This is a genomic window from Bradyrhizobium sp. 44 (genome assembly GCF_023073095.1).
Classification (GTDB): domain Bacteria; phylum Pseudomonadota; class Alphaproteobacteria; order Rhizobiales; family Xanthobacteraceae; genus Bradyrhizobium.
The window spans coordinates 341,698-358,772 of sequence record NZ_JADPIY010000020.1; the positions used below are offsets into that span (position 1 = coordinate 341,698).

Sequence of the window (17,075 nt, forward strand, 5' to 3'; positions counted from 1 at the left end):
TGTCCCATCTTCCCAGGATGGTCTCCCGCGCGCGCCTGAAATCGATCCTGACCGGTCTCGCCCTCTATGCGATGGCGGCCGCCATCGTCGGCTATTTCGGCGTCAACGCCTATACCGGCAAATACGGCCTCAATGCCCGCCAGGAGCTCGACCAGGAGATCGTGGCGCTGACCAGCGAGCTGGCCCAGCTCAAGCGCGAGCGCGCCAGGAGCGAGCAGCGCGTTTCGCTGCTGCGCTCCGCGAAGATCGACCCCGACATGCTGGACGAGCGGGCGCGCTTCCAGCTCGACTACGTCAATCCGCGCGATCTCGTCCGGACGATCCCGGCGAACTGACAACTCTTCCTGAAGTTGAAGGCCGAAGTTGGAGGGCTGGAACCGGATTGCTGCCTTGACGGCAGCGCCGCGACGGGCTCATGGCTTCTATCACCACGGCCAGGGTTGACGCAGATCAACCGGGCCGTGCCGGCGCCGTCTAGATTGCCACCCGGAGGAAACAGTGATGAATGGGCAATCCCCCCGGCATCACGCGGCCCGTGTCGAGGCCGCCATTACGTCAGGCCAGGCGGCACGCTCGTCGCTCGTGGCCTCGTGGCGCCGTTCGTCCCGATTGCATCGTCTCGATCCCGCCGGCCGCAGCGCGCCGAACCGGCTGAGCGAAGCCGAGCTGCACCGCGCGCGCGAGCGCGTCGCGCCGTTGCTCGCCGCTGCGCGAGGTGCGATGGACCGGCTCTACCAGGCGGTCGGCGCCAGCGGCTGCTGCGTGCTGCTCGCCGACGGTGAGGGTGTGCCGGTCGATCGCCGCGGCACTCCTGCGGACGACGCGACATTTCAGTCCTGGGGCCTCTGGACCGGCGCGCTCTGGAGCGAGGAGCATGAGGGCACCAACGGCATCGGCACCTGCCTCGTCGAGCAGCGGCCGCTGACGATCGACCGCGATCAGCATTTCTTCACCCGCAACACCCTTCTCAGCTGCACCGCCGTTCCGATCTACGACCATGAGGCTGCGTTCGCGGGCGTGCTCGACGTCTCCTCCTGCCGCGCCGACCGTACCGACGTGTTTTCCAGTCTGATCGCGCTCGCGGCTGGTGAGGCGGCCAAGCGTATCGAGGCCGATCTGTTTCGCAGGGCCTTCGCCTATGCCCGCATCGTGCTGACGCAAGCTGCGGACGGCCAGTGCGGCGGCCTCGTTGCAGTCGATGCGGACGATCTCGTGATCGGCGCGACCCGGTCCGCCCGAGCGGGACTCGGGATTGCGCCAGGCCGGGCATTGCAGCCGATGCCTGCCGCCGATCTCCTCGGCGGCGACACCGCGCGCGACCATCTTGCCGGCGGTCAGCGCGCAGTGTTGCAGCGGGCGCTCTTGCGCGCGGGCGGCAATGTCTCGGCGGCCGCCAAAGCCCTCGGCGTCAGCCGCGCTACGCTGCACAGAAAGCTCAAGCGGTTTTCCCTGAATCACTGAGAAATCTGTCTCCTCATGGTGAGGAGGCGCGTAAGCGCCGTCTCGAACCATGCAGGCCACCTCTGTGCCCGTGGCCATCCTTCGAGACGCGCGCGGAGGCGCGCTCCTCAGGATGAGGCGCGCGTCTGTGGTGCAGCCTCGCCACCTGTCGCAGAACTGCGACAGGTCGACTCCGTGATCGCTCCTATCAGGGCTGACAGAAGACGCCTCCCGCGACATCGTCGGCGCAAGTCGCGACCACGCGACGAATTGCGCAAACAGCAAACATCGGGAGTGATCAATGAACAAGGTAGAATTCCTCAGCGTCACCAAAAGTCCCTTCGCCGAACGTTATGACAATTTCATCGGCGGTAAATTCGTCGCGCCGATCTCCGGCAAGTATTTCGACAACGCCTCGCCGGTGACGGGCCAGATCGTCTGCAAGATCGCGCGCTCCGACGCGCAGGACGTCGAGGCAGCGCTCGACGCAGCGCATGCCGCCAAGGCCGCCTGGGGCCGCACCAGCGTCGCCGAGCGCGCTGCGATGCTGAACCGGATCGCCGACCGCATGGAAGACAATCTCGAGCGTCTCGCCATCGCCGAGACCTGGGACAACGGCAAGCCGATCCGCGAGACCCGCGCCGCCGACCTCCCGCTCGCCATCGATCATTTCCGCTATTTCGCCGGCGCCATCCGCGCCCAGGAAGGCTCGATCGGCGAGATCGATCACGACACCGTCGCCTACCATTTCCACGAACCGCTCGGTGTGGTCGGCCAGATCATTCCCTGGAACTTCCCGCTGCTGATGGCCTGCTGGAAGCTCGCGCCCGCGCTCGCCGCCGGCAATTGCGTTGTGCTCAAGCCGGCCGAGCAGACCCCGGCCTCGATCATGGTCTGGGCCGAGATCATCGGCGACATTCTGCCGCCCGGCGTCCTCAACATCGTCAACGGCTTTGGTCTGGAAGCCGGCAAGCCGCTCGCGTCCAGCCCGCGCATCGCCAAGATCGCCTTCACCGGCGAGACCACGACGGGCCGGCTGATCATGCAATATGCCAGCCAGAACCTCATTCCCGTCACGCTCGAGCTCGGCGGCAAGTCGCCCAACATCTTCTTCAGCGACGTCACCGCCGAAGACGACGATTTCTTCGACAAGGCGATCGAAGGGTTCGTCATGTTCGCGCTGAACCAGGGCGAGGTCTGCACCTGTCCGAGCCGAGCGCTGGTCCATGCCGACATCTATGACCGCTTCATGGAGCGTGCGCTGAAGCGCGTCGCCGCGATCAAGCAGGGCGACCCGCGCGCGGCCGACACCATGATCGGCGCGCAGGCATCGGGCGAGCAGCTCGCAAAAATCCTCTCCTACATCGACATCGGCAAGCAGGAGGGAGCAAAGGTGCTGGCCGGCGGCGGCCGCGCGGAGCTCGGCGGCGATCTCGCCGGCGGCTTCTACGTCCAGCCGACCGTGTTCGAGGGCCACAACAAGATGCGCGTCTTTCAGGAGGAGATCTTCGGCCCGGTCGTTTCGGTCACGACCTTCAAGAGCGACGAAGAGGCGCTCGAGATCGCCAACGACACGCTCTATGGCCTCGGGGCCGGCGTCTGGAGCCGCGACGCAAACCGCTGCTATCGCTTCGGCCGGGCGATCCAGGCCGGCCGGGTCTGGACCAACTGCTACCATGCCTATCCCGCGCATGCGGCCTTCGGCGGCTACAAGCAGTCGGGCGTCGGGCGCGAGACCCACAAGATGATGCTCGATCACTACCAGCAGACCAAGAACCTGCTGGTCAGCTACAGCCCCAAGAAGCTCGGCTTCTTCTGATCGGGGATGTGGCACTCAGGAGGTCGTCGTGCCCGGGCTTGTCCCGGGCATCCACGTCCTTCGTGCCGTTGGGCCAGACGTGGATGGCCGGGACAAGCCCGGCCATGACGCTGTGGAAGCTTCGGCGCCAGACTCATGCGCTTGGTTTCGGCAGGCAGGACAATGGTGGCTCGCAGTTCTTGATGCGGCCACGAATCTGTGTCGGACGGCGTCAGTGATTAAATTTGTTGCCTGATCCGCGCCAAAGATTTTCCAATATTACGATCGCGTTGCAGTGCGGCATAATGAAAGTCGTGCCATGCCGCCGCGGTGCTTTCCAAGGGCGTTTGAGTTGGGTTAGACAGGGCTGAAGTTTTCTCTGACCCGGAATTCCCATGGCCGCACCCAAGAAAGCCGCCGCAAGCACTGCACAGGACAAGACCGACGGCGGTTCGCCCCCGGAATTCACCAGGGAGCAGGAGTTCAAGGCGCTCCGCGACATGCTCCTGATCCGGCGGTTCGAGGAAAAGGCCGGCCAGCTTTACGGCATGGGCGCGATCGGCGGCTTCTGCCACCTTTATATCGGCCAGGAGGCCGTAGTGGTCGGGATGCAGATGGCCCTGAAGCCGGGCGATCAGGTCATCACCGGCTATCGCGATCACGGCCATATGCTCGCCACCGGCATGGAGGCCAACGGCGTCATGGCGGAGCTCACGGGCCGTCGCGGCGGCTATTCCAAGGGCAAGGGCGGCTCCATGCACATGTTCAGCAAGGAGAAGCACTTTTACGGCGGCCACGGCATCGTCGGCGCCCAGGTCTCGCTCGGCACCGGGCTCGCTTTCGCCAATCACTATCGCGACAACGACAATGTCAGCGTCACCTATTTCGGCGACGGCGCGGCCAACCAGGGCCAGGTCTATGAGAGCTTCAACATGGCGGAGCTCTGGAAGCTGCCGGTGATCTACGTCATCGAGAACAACCGCTACGCCATGGGCACTTCGGTCTCGCGCGCCTCGGCGCAGCAGGATTTCTCCAAGCGCGGCGCCTCCTTCAACATTCCCGGCCAGCAGGTCGACGGCATGGACGTCCGTGCCGTGAAGGCTGCCGGCGACGAGGCGGCGGCGTGGTGCCGCGCCGGCAAGGGCCCCTTCATCCTGGAGATGCAGACCTACCGTTATCGCGGCCACTCGATGTCGGATCCCGCAAAGTACAGAACGCGCGAGGAGGTCGAAAAAGTCCGCCACGACCAGGATCCGATCGAGCAGGTGCGCAATCGCCTGTTGGCCGCCAAGGTCAGCGAGCAGGATCTGAAGGCGATCGACGCCGAGGTGCGCGACATCGTCAACGCGTCCGCCGATTTCGCCCAGCATGATCCCGAGCCGGATGCCGCCGAGCTCTGGACCGATATTTACCGCTGAACGCGCGCAAGCTTTCTTTTGGAGTCGATATGCCAATTCAAGTGCTGATGCCCGCGTTGTCGCCCACGATGGAGAAGGGCAACCTCTCCAAATGGCTGAAAAAAGAGGGTGAGACGATCAAGTCCGGCGACGTCATAGCCGAGATCGAGACCGACAAGGCGACCATGGAGGTCGAGGCGACCGATGAAGGTACGCTCGGCAAGATCCTGATCCCCGAGGGCACCGCCGACGTCGCGGTGAACACGCCGATCGCGACGATTCTGGCCGATGGCGAGAGTGCCGCCGATCTCGCCAAGGCGCCTGCGCAGCAGCAGAAGGCTGCAGAATCCGTGGCCCCCGCCGCGGCAAAAGCCGAAGCGCCAGCTCCCAAAGCCGCGCCGGCGCCGCAAGCCGTCGCAGAGCCCGACCCGGAAGTGCCCGCCGGCACCGAGATGGTGACGCAGACCATCCGCGAAGCCCTGCGCGATGCCATGGCCGAAGAGATGCGCCGCGACGCCGACGTCTTCGTGATGGGCGAAGAGGTCGCGGAATACCAAGGCGCCTACAAGGTGACGCAAGGACTGCTTCAGGAATTCGGCGCCAAGCGCGTCATCGACACGCCGATCACCGAGCACGGCTTTGCCGGCATCGGGGTCGGCGCCGCGATGAGCGGGTTGAAGCCGATCGTCGAGTTCATGACCTTCAACTTCGCCATGCAGGCGATCGACCAGATCATCAACTCCGCGGCCAAGACGCTCTACATGTCCGGCGGTCAGATGGGCTGCTCGATCGTGTTCCGCGGGCCCAACGGCGCCGCTTCCCGCGTGGCCGCCCAGCACAGCCAGGATTATTCGTCCTGGTATTCGAACGTCCCGGGCCTCAAGGTCGTCGCGCCGTTCTCGGCCGCTGATTACAAGGGCCTGCTCAAGGCTGCGATCCGCGATCCCAATCCGGTGATCTTCCTCGAGAACGAGATGCTCTACGGTCACACCGGCGAGGTGCCGAAGCTCGACGATTTCGTGATTCCGATCGGCAAGGCGCGCATCGTGCGCTCCGGCAGCCATGTCACCATCATCTCCTGGTCGAACGGCATGAGCTACGCGCTGAAGGCCGCCGACGAGCTCGCCAAGGACGGCATCGAGGCCGAGGTGATCGATCTGCGCACGCTGCGTCCGATGGACACCGAGACCATCGTCAACTCGGTCAAGAAGACGGGACGTGCCGTCACGGTGGAAGAGGGCTGGGCCCAGAGCGGTGTCGGCGCCGAGATCGCCGCGCGGATCATGGAGAATGCCTTCGACTATCTGGATGCGCCGGTCGTCCGGGTCTCCGGCAAGGACGTGCCGATGCCCTATGCCGCGAACCTGGAGAAGCTCGCGCTGCCTTCGGCGGCCGAAGTGGTCGAGGCCGCCAAAGCCGTCTGCTACAGGTAGACCATGGCGGGCCCGAAGGAGCAGCCATTGCCACCCGACGTCCTCGTCCGCGATGATGCGGTCGAGATCCTGCGCGTGTTCGTGCTGGACGGCGGGCTGTCGATGGCGTTCCAGCGGGCCTTCGACGAGCCCGACATGTGGGGCCTGCTGCTCGTCGATCTCGCCCGTCACGCCGCGCGCGCCTATGCGCGCGAGAGCGAATACACCGAGGAGGACGCGCTGAACCGGATCATCGAGATGTTCCAGGCCGAGATCGAGCGTCCTACCGACACCGGCACCACGACGCCGCGCGGGAAGGGGCACTGACCGTGGCGATCGAATCCTATCATTTCGATTTCATGCTGGAGGCGATCCGCGAGGCGGAAGCCTCAATCGCGCAAGGCGGCCTGCCGATCGGCGCCGTGCTGACCCGCGACAACAAGGTGATCGCCCGCGGCCACAACAATCGCGTGCAGGAGAACAACCCGATCCTGCACGGCGAGATGAGTTGCCTGCGCGAGGCGGGTGCGATTTCGTTCCACGATACCGTCATGTACACCACGCTGTCGCCATGCGCGATGTGTGCCGGTGCGCTCGCGCTGTTCAAGGTCAAGCTCGTGGTGATCGGAGAGTCCGTCACCTTCGAGGGCTCCAAGGACATTCTCGACAAGTTCGGCATCCCGTGGATCGACCTTGCCGACGACCGCTCCATCACCATGATGAAAAATTGGCGTTCTATTCCTGCCAATGAGCGCCTGTGGCAGGGCGACATCGGCAACTAACCTGGTCTGTCCGTCTTCGGTCCGGAGACGGAATTTTGCAAAGTTCTTCTTGAGGTCAGCATGCCCATCAACATCCTGATGCCCGCTCTTTCGCCGACGATGGAGAAGGGCAACCTCGCCAAGTGGCTGAAGAAGGAAGGCGACAAGGTCAAATCCGGCGATGTCATCGCCGAGATCGAGACCGACAAGGCGACCATGGAGGTCGAGGCCATCGACGAGGGGACGATCGCCAAGATCCTCGTGCCCGAGGGCACGCAGGACGTCCCGGTCAATGACGTGATCGCGGTGCTGGCCGGCGAGGGCGAGGACGTGAAGGCGGCAGGTGCCGCCAAGCCCAGTGCTTCCACCGCACCTCCGAAAGCTGCTGAAGCTCCCGCTGCCGCAGCGGCTCCTGCGGCTGCTGCGCCCAAGGCCGCCCCGGCGCCCGCCGCAGCACCTGCACCGCAGGCCGCAGCACCGGCCGTGCAGAGCAACGGACATGGCGGCCGCGTGTTCTCCTCGCCGCTGGCGCGTCGTCTCGCCAAGGAATCCGGCCTCGACGTGTCGATGGTGACTGGCACCGGCCCGCATGGCCGCGTGGTGGCCCGCGACGTCGAGCAGGCCAGGTCCGGCAAGGGCCTCAAGGCTCCCGCGGCGACGCCGTCAGGCGCGCCCTCGATCGCGCCGACCATGTCGGACAAGCAGATCCTGTCGCTGTTCGAGCCGGGCTCCTACGAGGTCGTCCCGCATGACGGCATGCGGCGCACGATTGCGCAGCGTCTGACCGCGTCGATCCAGAACGTCCCGCACTTCTACCTCACCATCGACTGCGACATCGGCAAGCTGCTCGCCGCGCGCGAGGAGATCAACGCCGCCGCGCCGAAGGACAAGGAGAAGAAGCCGCTCTACAAGATCTCGGTCAACGACTTCGTCATCAAGGCGATGGCGGTGGCGCTGCAGAAGATCCCAAATTGTAATGTGAGCTGGACTGAAAGCGGCATGGTCAAGCACCACCATTCCGACGTCGGCGTTGCGGTGGCGATGCCCGGCGGCCTGATCACGCCGATCATCCGCAAGGCGGAGACCAAGACGCTGTCGACCATCTCCAACGAGATGAAGGATTTTGCGACACGCGCCCGCTCGCGCAAGCTGAAGCCGGAAGAATACCAGGGCGGCACCACGGCCGTTTCCAACCTCGGCATGTTCGGCATCAGCCACTTCACCGCCGTGATCAATCCGCCGCACGCGACGATCCTCGCAGTCGGCACCAGCGAGGAGCGGCCAGTCGTCCGCGGCGGCAAGATCGAGATCGCGAACATGATGAGCGTGACCCTGTCCTGCGATCACCGTGCCATCGACGGCGCGCTCGGCGCGGAGCTGATCGGCGCCTTCAAGCAGCTGATCGAAAATCCCGTCATGATGATGGTGTAGCCCAGGGAGGTGCGGGGGTGAATGCGAACGCGCTGGCCCTGGATCTCCTTGTTGCTCTCGGCTGTGGTTGCACTCAATCCTGTCGGGCTCGATATTCTGCATTCCGCGTTCTTTGCCGGCGAGCAGCTGGCACGGAGCATCGGCCAGGCCGTCGTTCTGATCGCACTGGCTATCATGGCCGGCGCGATCCTGCTCGAATGGCTGGTCCGGGTTATCATTTCCAGGCGCCGCGTCCGCGGCGCCTCTTGAGTTGAATGGGAGCCGCCATGGCCGACACATCCTTCGACATCATCATCATTGGCTCCGGTCCGGGCGGCTATGTCACCGCGATTCGCGCCGCCCAGCTCGGCTTCAAGGTCGCGATCGTCGAGAAATCCTATCTCGGCGGCATCTGCCTGAACTGGGGCTGCATCCCGACCAAAGCGCTGCTGCGCTCGGCCGAGATCTACCACTACATGCAGCACGCCAAGGATTACGGCCTGTCAGCGGACAACGTCTCGTTCGATCCGAAGGCGGTGGTGCAGCGCTCGCGCGGCGTCTCGAAGCGACTGAACGACGGCGTCGGCTTCCTGATGAAGAAGAACAAGGTCAGCGTGATCTGGGGCGCGGCCTCGATCGATGCGCCCGGCAAAGTCACCGTGAAGAAGTCCGACGTCGAGGGGCCAAAGGGCACGCTGGGCGAGGGGACATATCAGGCCAAGCACATCATCGTCGCGACCGGCGCGCGGCCGCGCGTGCTGCCGGGCCTCGAGCCTGACAAGAAGCTGATCTGGACTTATTTCGAAGCGATGGTGCCGGAGCGGATGCCGAAATCGCTGCTGGTGGTCGGCTCCGGCGCGATCGGCATCGAGTTCGCGTCTTTCTTCCACACCATGGGTTCTGACGTTACCGTGGTCGAAGTGCTGCCGCAGATCCTGCCGGTTGAGGACGCCGAGATTGCAGGCCTGGCCCGCAAGCGTTTTGAGAAGCAGGGCATCAAGATCCTGTCCTCGACCAAGGTGACCAAGCTCGAGAAGAAGGCCGATAGCGTCGTTGCTACCATTGACGACGGCAAGGGCAAGCCTGTGACGACCGAGTTCGAGCGCGTGATCTCGGCCGTCGGCGTCGTCGGCAACATCGAGAATCTCGGTCTCGAAAAGCTCGGCGTCAAAACCGATCGCGGCGTCATCGTGATCGACGGCTACGGCAAGACCAACATCCCCGGCATCTACGCCATCGGCGACGTCGCCGGCCCGCCGATGTTGGCTCACAAGGCCGAGCACGAAGGCGTGATCTGCGTCGAGGCGATCAAGGGCCTGCATCCGCACGCCATGGACAAGAACCTGATCCCGGGCTGCACCTATTGCAATCCGCAGGTCGCCTCCGTCGGCCTCACCGAAGCCAAGGCCAAGGAGAACGGCCGTGAGATCCGCGTCGGCCGCTTCCCCTTCGTCGGCAACGGCAAGGCCATCGCCCTCGGCGAGGACCAGGGGTTGGTCAAGGTGATCTTCGACAAAAAGACGGGCCAGCTGCTCGGCGCCCACATGATCGGCGCAGAGGTCACCGAGTTGATCCAGGGCTACGTCGTCGCCATGAACCTGGAGACGACGGAAGAGGAGCTGATGCACACGGTATTCCCGCATCCGACGCTGTCGGAGATGATGAAGGAAGCCGTGCTGGATGCGTATGGACGGGTGCTGAATATTTGACGAGCGCGCATCGCCGCCCGCCACCGTCATTGCGAGCGAAGCGAAGCCATCCAGACTGCCTCCGCGGAAAGATTCTGGATTGCTTCGCTGCGCTCGCAATTGACGAGCGGAGGGATCTGTTTGCAAAACAAGAAGGAAACCACCCCATGCACGACAACGACAACCTCACCATCGAACGCCCGACCTTCGTCACCTATCTCGAATGCGCGATGGAGGGCGACCATTACGCCGCCGACCAGGTCCATAACCTCTCCAAGGCCGGCAAGCCTTTGCTGGTGCGCTACGACCTTGCCGGCGTGAAGAAAGCGCTGACCAAGGATGCGCTTAGCCAGCGCCCCGCCGACATGTGGCGCTATCGCGAGCTCTTGCCGGTGCGAAAATGCAAGGACATCGTCTCGCTCGGCGAGGTCACGACGCCGCTGATCCGGCTGCCCAAGCTCGGCGCAAAGCTCGGCGGCGGCGAGATCATCGTCAAGGACGAGGGGCGCTTGCCGACCGGCTCGTTCAAGGCGCGCGGCCTCGTCATGGCGGTGTCGATGGGCAAGGCGCTCGGCATCAAGCACATGGCGATGCCCACCAACGGCAATGCCGGCGCGGCGCTCGCGGCATATGCCACCTCCTGCGGCATCAAGACCACGATCTTCTGTCCGGCCGATACGCCCGAGGTGAACGTCAGCGAGATCGAGCTTCAGGGCGCGACCGTCTACCGCGTCAACGGCTATATCGACGATTGCGGCAAGATCGTCGGCGAGGGCAAGGCGAAAGTCGGCTGGTTCGACACCTCGACCTTGAAGGAGCCGTACCGCATCGAAGGCAAGAAGACGATGGGGCTCGAACTCGCCGAGCAGCTCGGCTGGGACGTGCCCGACGTGATCTTCTATCCCACCGGCGGCGGCACCGGCCTGATCGGCATGTGGAAGGCCTTCGACGAGCTGGAGAAGATCGGCTTCATTGGCTCGAAGCGCCCGCGCATGGTTGCGGTGCAGGCCTCCGGCTGCGCGCCCATGGTGCGTGCGTACGAAGCCGGCACCGAGCATGCCACGCGGTGGGAGGACGCTCACACCATCGCTTCGGGCATTCGCGTGCCGCAGGCGATCGGCGACTTTCTTATCCTGCGCGCGGTCCGCGAGAGCAAGGGCTTTGCCATCGCGGTCGACGACGACAAGATCTCGTCGGCGCTGAACGAGGTCGCGCGCGAGGAGGGGCTGCTGCTGTGCCCCGAAGGCGCTGCGACCTACGCCGCCTACAAGGACAGCCTCGCCGACGGACGCGTCTCGAAGGGTGACCGCGTGATGCTGTTCAATTGCGCCACCGGCCTGAAATACCCGCTGCCGCCGGTCAACCGCACGCTCGATCGCCACAAGCCGATCGACTATTCGCAGTTCTAGCGCGGCATTTCGTCTCTTCACGAACGATCCCTCTTCCCGTACGCGGGAAGAGACAAAAACAACAATGACATCGTTGGGAGAAGACAATGAAGGCCGCATGGGCTGCGCTGATTGCTATTCTCGCTGTTGCAGGCGCCGCGCGCGCCGACGACTATCCTTCACGTCCCATCACCATCATCGTCCCCTTCGCGGCGGGCGGGCCGTCGGATGCGATGGCGCGTGTGCTCGCCGAGCGGATGCGGACATCGCTTGGGCAACCGCTGGTGATCGAGAACGTCACTGGCGCGGGCGGCTCGATCGGCGTCGGCCGTGCCGTGCATTCGGCCCCCGACGGCTACACGATATCATTCGGCCATCTCGGCACCCACGTTGCCAACGGCGCCGTCTACAAGCTCAATTACGATCTGGTCGCGGACCTGGAGCCGGTGGTGCTGCTGCCGAGCAATCCGATGATCGTCGTCAGCAAGAACGCGGTGCCCGCAACCTCGCTGAAGGAGCTGCTGGACTGGCTGAAGTCGCGGCCGTCGCCGCCGACCGCCGGCACCGCGGGCGCGGGCTCGGGCAGCCACATCGCCGGCGTCTATTTCGAGAGCGTCTCCGGCATCAAGCTGCAATACGTGCCGTATCGCGGCACCGCGCCCGCCCTGAACGATCTGATCGCCGGCCAGATCGACGTTATCGTCGACCAGACCTCGAACTCCATCAATCAGGTCCGCGCCGGCACCATTCGCGCCTACGCCATCACCGACGACAAGCGCCTGTCCTCGGCGCCCGACATCCCGACGGCGGAGGAGGCGGGCCTGAAGGGTTTCAACATGACGCTGTGGTCCGGGATGTGGGTGCCCAAGGGTACGCCGAAGCAGATCGTTGCCAAGCTCAACGCCGCAGCTGTGGAAGCGCTCAACGATCCCGGCGTGAAGAAGCAACTCGAAAGCCAGGGGCTGGAGATGACGCCGCAGGATCAGCTCACGCCCGAAGCGCTTGGCTCGCGCCAGAAGGCGGAGATCGCGAAGTGGTGGCCGATGATCAAGGCGGCGAACATCAAGGTGGATTGAGGCGGCGCGGCGCTTGTGCGCCACACCCTCCGACCTCATCCTGAGGAGGCCGCAAGGCGGCCGTCTCGAAGGATGGCCGCGGGCGCAGCTGGGCCCTTCACCCTTCGAGACGCCTGCTTCGCAGGCTCCTCAGGATGAGGGGATAGAGCCGGTGTTGGCGGATATCACTCCGTCCCCGTAGACCCCAACGGCGTCGCTACGGCCGCCGCGTCCTTCGTCACCACGCGCTGATCACTCTTGCCGGCGATCATGCTGCTGCCTTCGAACCGGGCGCGGTAGACCAGCACGTTCTCGATCACGCGCTGGACGTAGTTGCGCGTCTCCGACAGCGGGATGCGCTCGACCCAGTCGACCGGATCGACCTTGGGATCCCTGGGGTCGCCGCGCGCCTGCACCCATTCGCGCACGCGGCCCCGGCCGGCATTGTAGCCGGCGAAGGTCATGATCTGGTTGCCGCGGTATTCCGACATCAGCGCGCTGAGCTCGGCCGCGCCCATCTGCGTGTTGTAGACGGGATCGGAGACCATCTTATCCCAGTCGTAGGTCAGGCCGAAGCGCTTTGCGGTGTCGCGGCCCGCTTCCGGCGTCACCTGCATCAGCCCGACTGCGTTGGCGGCCGATTTGTCGCGCTGGTCGAACGAGCTTTCGGTGCGTGCCACCGAATAGATCACGCTGGGTTCGATCGCAGGCGCGACCTGCTTATGTTCAGGGATGCCGATGGTCGGGAAGGCGTAGTGATCGAGCGCGAGCCCGCGCGCCAGCGCCGACTTGCCGACCTCCAGCATCACGCGCGCATCGTTGCGCCGGCCGGCGAGCTCGCCGAGCGCTTCGAGTGCCGCCACGTCGGTGCTCTCCTTGGCGAAATCCTCGGCGTAGTAAAACACCATGTCGCGCTCACCGACGCCGTAGAGCATGTCGGCGGCGCGCACGCGCTCGTCCGCGGGCGGCGCGTCGACTGCCGCCAGCACGAGCGCGGGCGCGCGCAGCTCGATGCGGTCGAGGCCGAGCCTGGCGCGGGCGAGCTGGCCGTAATAGGCGGTCGGATAGCGCGCCGCTGCCTGATAGCTCAGGCGCGCATCGGCGCTTGCGTTCATCGCCTCGGCCGCGCGGCCGCGCCAATAATGCGCGCGCGACAGCGCGATCGGGTTGGCGGAGCCTTCGTCAATCGCGGCGAAGTGCGTCATCGCCGCCTTGGGATCGTCGAGATAGCGCAGCGCGATCCAGCCGCACATGAAGTGATAGTCGACGCGATAGACTTCCATCGCGGGCACGGCCGCCGAGCGCACTACGTCATAGGCGGTTTTGAACTTGCCCTGGTCGAGCAGCTTTCGCGCGAGCAGGCGGCGCTCGCGCCACCAGGCGTCGGTGTCTTGCGCCGCCATCGTATCGGGCGCGGCGGCCAGGATCACCTCGGCCGCGTCGTCGATGCGGTCATTCTGGAGATGCCATTGCGCGCGGCACAGCACATAGCCGAGGTCACGGCGCGCCTCGGCTGAGACGTCATCGAGGTAATCCTTGGCCTTGCTGGCCTTGCCGGTGACCGCGGCGCAGGCCTTGACGATCGCGAGCGCATCCTCGCCGAGCCGCTTGGCTGCGCGCCGCGCCCCCGCATAGTCCTTGGCGCCGAGGCGCTTGTCCATGCGGGCACGATGATCCTCACTGGTCAGGAGATCGCGAAACGCTTCGTAGGAATCTTCCTCGCTGCGTTCGGACAATTCGTCCATGCGCCAGGCATTGCGCACCAGACGCGCGGCCCTGTCGCTGTCGCCCTCGGTCATCAGCACGCGGGCGAGTGCGAACTTGCCCTTGGCGCTGGTCGGCCGGTCCATCGTGAATTTGTGCACGGTCGCCGCGTCGGCCTTCTCCTGCCACAGCCGCGCCTCGGCACGGCGGCGGAGCAGCGCGCTGCTCGGCCAGTCCGGATTGGCGGCGAGGAAGGCGGCGTAGCGCTTGAAATTCGCCGTGCTTTCGGAATGGCGCAGCATGAACCAGTCGGCGAGCTTCTGCCCCGCCGGGTCGGCAATGCGGTCGCGCGCCGCGCCCGCGTCCTCGGTCTTGCCCTTCCGTGCGAGATCGATGGCATCCTTCAACGCGGCGAGATCGCCGGTCAGCGGCGGGGCTGCCGGCTTGTCTGAAGGGGCCTCCTCCTGCTTCTTCGACTTGCGCTTGGCCTCGGCATGCTTGCCGTGCCGCGCCTTGCCGGCGGAGGCGTGGCGCTGCTTGCCGGCTTTCGCCTCATGCGTCTTCTTCGGCGCGGACGATTTGTGACTGCTCTTCGCTGCCAGCTCTGTAGGGATGAAGGCCAAAGCGGCCACGGCAACGACACACGCGAGCGAGCGTAGGCACTGGTTCATTCCGTGGTCCCCCTGCGAAACCAGTACAAACCAAAGTCCGCGACGAGATGCGGCTCGAGAATCAAAACGGCGTCAAAAATGGTGACACGACGTCGTTTCGCATCCTCAAGCTGTTCCAACAATGCGGCGAAATACGGATGGAGCGAGGGAACCTGTACAACGCCGGGTCGAGCGGGTCTCTTAACCTTTCATTAACGAACAGGGCTCGCGCGACGATTGCGGCGGTTCAGGACGCCACAAGCGGCCAAATTGCGCGTATTCCCGGCGGCAAATCCGATGTATTGGGTTCCAAGGCCTTTTCTCTTCAGCCCATTGTCCCGCGCCCATGCCGATTTTCAACCAGTCGATCCGGCGCAAGATCGTCGGGATTGCGCTCGGCCTCATCATCCTGATGGTCGTCACCGCGATCCTGTCGATGGTGATGTCGAGCCGCGTCGGCCATCTCCTGGATGAGCTGACCGCGCGGTATATTCCGGCTTACGGCCACCTGGCGCGGTCCAATGTGCGTTCGCTGGAGCGGGCGCTGGCGATGCGGCGCATGGTGATCGCCAAAATGCAAACGCCGCCGGACGAGGAGGGCTTTGCGGCGCGGCTGAAGATCTTCAGGGAAACGGACGCCCAGGTCGAGCAGGAGGCCGAAGCCGCGCGAAAGCTGATCAACGCGATCATCGACGATGAGAGCACACCGTCGGACAACGCGGCACTCGCCAGGATCGAGACGCGCATCGAGAATGCAGTCAAGGAGCTTCGCCGCGAACTCGACGAGGAGGACGCCAAGCTGCTCCGGCTGCTCGATGCCAAGGACTTTGCGGCCACGAGCGACGTGCTCGTCCATGTGGACGCGCTCCGCGATCTCTTCACCCAGCGGATCGATGCGATCCGCGCCGAGATGCTCTCGCAGGTGTTCGTGAGCACCGCGCAGGTCATCCGCCATCAGCGCCAGGCGATCATCGTCTCGGGCATCGTGACCATCCTCGCGGCGATCGTCGGACTTGCCTTTGCAATCATGGTCTCCACCGGGATCACGCGACCGGTCCGGCTGCTGCTGGCAGGCACCCGCGAGGTCGAGGCAGGCCATTTCGACAAGACCATCACCGTCTCGACCCAGGACGAGATCGGGGAGCTCGCTGCCGCCTTCAACCGCATGGTCGAGCAGTTGCGCCAGAACGAGCGCATCCGCGAGACCTTCGGCCGCTATATCGATCCCAAGGTGGTTCAGGGCCTGATAGACCGGCCGGAGGTCGCCATCGACGGCCAGCGCCGGGTGATGACCATCATGTTCTGCGACATGAGCGGCTTCACCTCGATGAGCGAGGGCATGACCCCGCGCGGTCTCGTCAGGGTGATGAACCACTATTTCACCGTTATGTCCGGTCCGATCAGGAGCAACCGCGGCATCATCGACAAATATATTGGTGATGCCATCATGTCCTATTGGGGCCCGCCCTTCATCGAGGAGGAGGAGCAGGCTCAGCTTGCCTGCTTCGCCGCGCTCGACATGGCCGACCAGGTGCCCGCGCTCCAGAAGCAGCTCCCGGATCTCCTCGGCATCCGCGCCATGCCGGTGCCGTGCGACTTGCGGATCGGCATCGCCACCGGCGAGGTCCTGACCGGCAGCATCGGCTCCGAGCTGATGATGAGCTTCACGGTGATGGGCGACGCCGTGAACCTTGCCTCGCGGCTCGAAGCCGTCAACAAGACCTATGGTACCCGTATTCTGATCTCGCAGGCGACGGCGGATGCGATCGGCTCGCACCTCGAATTGCGCGAAGTCGATCGTCTTGCGGTCGCCGGCCAGAGCGTGCCGCAAACTATTTTCGAGGTGATGGGCCGGGGAGGCGCGCTCACTGCCGCGCATGAGAGCCTGCGTTCGCACTACGCCGGTGGCCTCGCCGCCTATCGCGTCCGCCGCTTCGACGAGGCCCGTACCGCCTTCAACGCGGCACTTGAAGCCGTTCCCGGCGACGGCCCGTCGCGGGCAATGCTTACCCGTATCACGCGGTTCGAGGCCAATCCGCCGGACGAGGGCTGGGACGGCGCATGGCGGTTGGAGCAGAAATAGCCGGCCGCGCGGAAAAATTGATTCTACTCGATAACGATGTTCGCCGTGACCTATTTCCCGGGCTTAGGTTTGGTGTCCTTGAGGCGTTTGACGGGGACACGCCGATGACAGAACTTGAGAACAGGCTCGAACGCTTCGAGACGCTCACCGCCGAATGCGAGCTGATTGCCCGGCTCGCCACCGACAGCACCAAACGCGAGTTTTATCTGAAGCTTTCGGAGCAGTACCGCCAATTGGCTGTGGACATGCGGCAGGCAATCGCGAGCAAGGCTGCGGCCTGACGCCGGCA

General features: G+C 64.7%; 15 protein-coding genes. 14 read left to right on the plus strand and 1 reads right to left on the minus strand.

The features are described from left to right. Window positions 1-17: 17 nt before the first annotated feature. The 12 genes from IVB41_RS23795 to IVB41_RS23850 all read left to right on the plus strand — a co-directional run bounded on the left by IVB41_RS23795 (window position 18) and on the right by IVB41_RS23850 (window position 12,370). Window positions 18-335, plus strand: a complete 318-nt coding sequence (locus IVB41_RS23795) for a septum formation initiator family protein (RefSeq protein WP_007590617.1) — start codon at window positions 18-20, stop codon at window positions 333-335. Between the two features lie 166 nt (window positions 336-501). Beyond that, window positions 502-1,461: a GAF domain-containing protein gene (locus tag IVB41_RS23800; protein ID WP_247435487.1), complete on the plus strand. Its 960-nt coding sequence runs from the start codon at window positions 502-504 to the stop codon at window positions 1,459-1,461. A gap of 280 nt (window positions 1,462-1,741) precedes the next feature. After that, the gene (adh, locus tag IVB41_RS23805) at window positions 1,742-3,259 is read left to right on the plus strand and encodes an aldehyde dehydrogenase (protein ID WP_247435490.1); all 1,518 of its coding nucleotides are present in this window, start codon (window positions 1,742-1,744) and stop codon (window positions 3,257-3,259) included. 374 nt (window positions 3,260-3,633) lie between these two features. Next, the gene (pdhA, locus tag IVB41_RS23810) at window positions 3,634-4,656 is read left to right on the plus strand and encodes a pyruvate dehydrogenase (acetyl-transferring) E1 component subunit alpha (RefSeq protein ID WP_247435492.1); all 1,023 of its coding nucleotides are present in this window, start codon (window positions 3,634-3,636) and stop codon (window positions 4,654-4,656) included. Window positions 4,657-4,685: 29 nt separating this feature from the next. Continuing rightward, window positions 4,686-6,068, plus strand: coding sequence for a pyruvate dehydrogenase complex E1 component subunit beta (locus IVB41_RS23815; RefSeq protein ID WP_247435495.1), 1,383 nt, complete (start codon window positions 4,686-4,688; stop codon window positions 6,066-6,068). Window positions 6,069-6,071: 3 nt separating this feature from the next. Beyond that, window positions 6,072-6,374: a DUF5076 domain-containing protein gene (locus IVB41_RS23820; RefSeq protein WP_007590623.1), complete on the plus strand. Its 303-nt coding sequence runs from the start codon at window positions 6,072-6,074 to the stop codon at window positions 6,372-6,374. Window positions 6,375-6,376: 2 nt separating this feature from the next. Next, window positions 6,377-6,829 carry a nucleoside deaminase gene (locus IVB41_RS23825; RefSeq protein WP_007590624.1) on the plus strand — a complete coding sequence of 151 codons (453 nt, stop codon included), beginning with the start codon at window positions 6,377-6,379 and terminating at the stop codon, window positions 6,827-6,829. Between the two features lie 60 nt (window positions 6,830-6,889). Continuing rightward, window positions 6,890-8,239 (plus strand): pyruvate dehydrogenase complex dihydrolipoamide acetyltransferase, encoded by a 1,350-nt coding sequence (locus IVB41_RS23830; RefSeq protein WP_247435498.1) that lies wholly within the window; start codon window positions 6,890-6,892, stop codon window positions 8,237-8,239. A 21-nt stretch (window positions 8,240-8,260) separates the two neighbouring features. Further along, window positions 8,261-8,488 (plus strand): hypothetical protein, encoded by a 228-nt coding sequence (locus IVB41_RS23835; protein WP_027567103.1) that lies wholly within the window; start codon window positions 8,261-8,263, stop codon window positions 8,486-8,488. Window positions 8,489-8,505: 17 nt separating this feature from the next. Further along, entirely contained in the window at window positions 8,506-9,927 is a 1,422-nt protein-coding gene (gene lpdA, locus IVB41_RS23840) for a dihydrolipoyl dehydrogenase (RefSeq protein WP_027567102.1), read from the plus strand. A gap of 146 nt (window positions 9,928-10,073) precedes the next feature. Next, window positions 10,074-11,315 carry a threonine synthase gene (locus tag IVB41_RS23845; RefSeq protein ID WP_247435502.1) on the plus strand — a complete coding sequence of 414 codons (1,242 nt, stop codon included), beginning with the start codon at window positions 10,074-10,076 and terminating at the stop codon, window positions 11,313-11,315. Between the two features lie 86 nt (window positions 11,316-11,401). After that, on the plus strand, window positions 11,402-12,370 hold the full coding sequence (locus tag IVB41_RS23850) for a tripartite tricarboxylate transporter substrate binding protein BugD (RefSeq protein WP_027567100.1): 969 nt from the start codon (window positions 11,402-11,404) through the stop codon (window positions 12,368-12,370). 164 nt (window positions 12,371-12,534) lie between these two features. Here the strand turns inward: IVB41_RS23850 and IVB41_RS23855 are convergent, their stop codons facing one another. Further along, a complete protein-coding gene (locus IVB41_RS23855; protein WP_247435506.1) occupies window positions 12,535-14,724 on the minus strand; it encodes a lytic transglycosylase domain-containing protein in 2,190 nt (729 codons plus the stop codon). Between the two features lie 325 nt (window positions 14,725-15,049). Here IVB41_RS23855 and IVB41_RS23860 point away from each other — a divergent pair, with 325 nt between their 5' ends. Both IVB41_RS23860 and IVB41_RS23865 read left to right on the plus strand, forming a co-directional pair. Beyond that, entirely contained in the window at window positions 15,050-16,786 is a 1,737-nt protein-coding gene (locus tag IVB41_RS23860) for an adenylate/guanylate cyclase domain-containing protein (RefSeq protein WP_247435509.1), read from the plus strand. Then, window positions 16,765-17,067, plus strand: a complete 303-nt coding sequence (locus tag IVB41_RS23865; protein WP_247356404.1) for a hypothetical protein — start codon at window positions 16,765-16,767, stop codon at window positions 17,065-17,067. The genes IVB41_RS23860 and IVB41_RS23865 overlap by 22 nt, the downstream gene beginning before the upstream one ends. The last annotated feature ends 8 nt before the right edge of the window (window positions 17,068-17,075 follow it).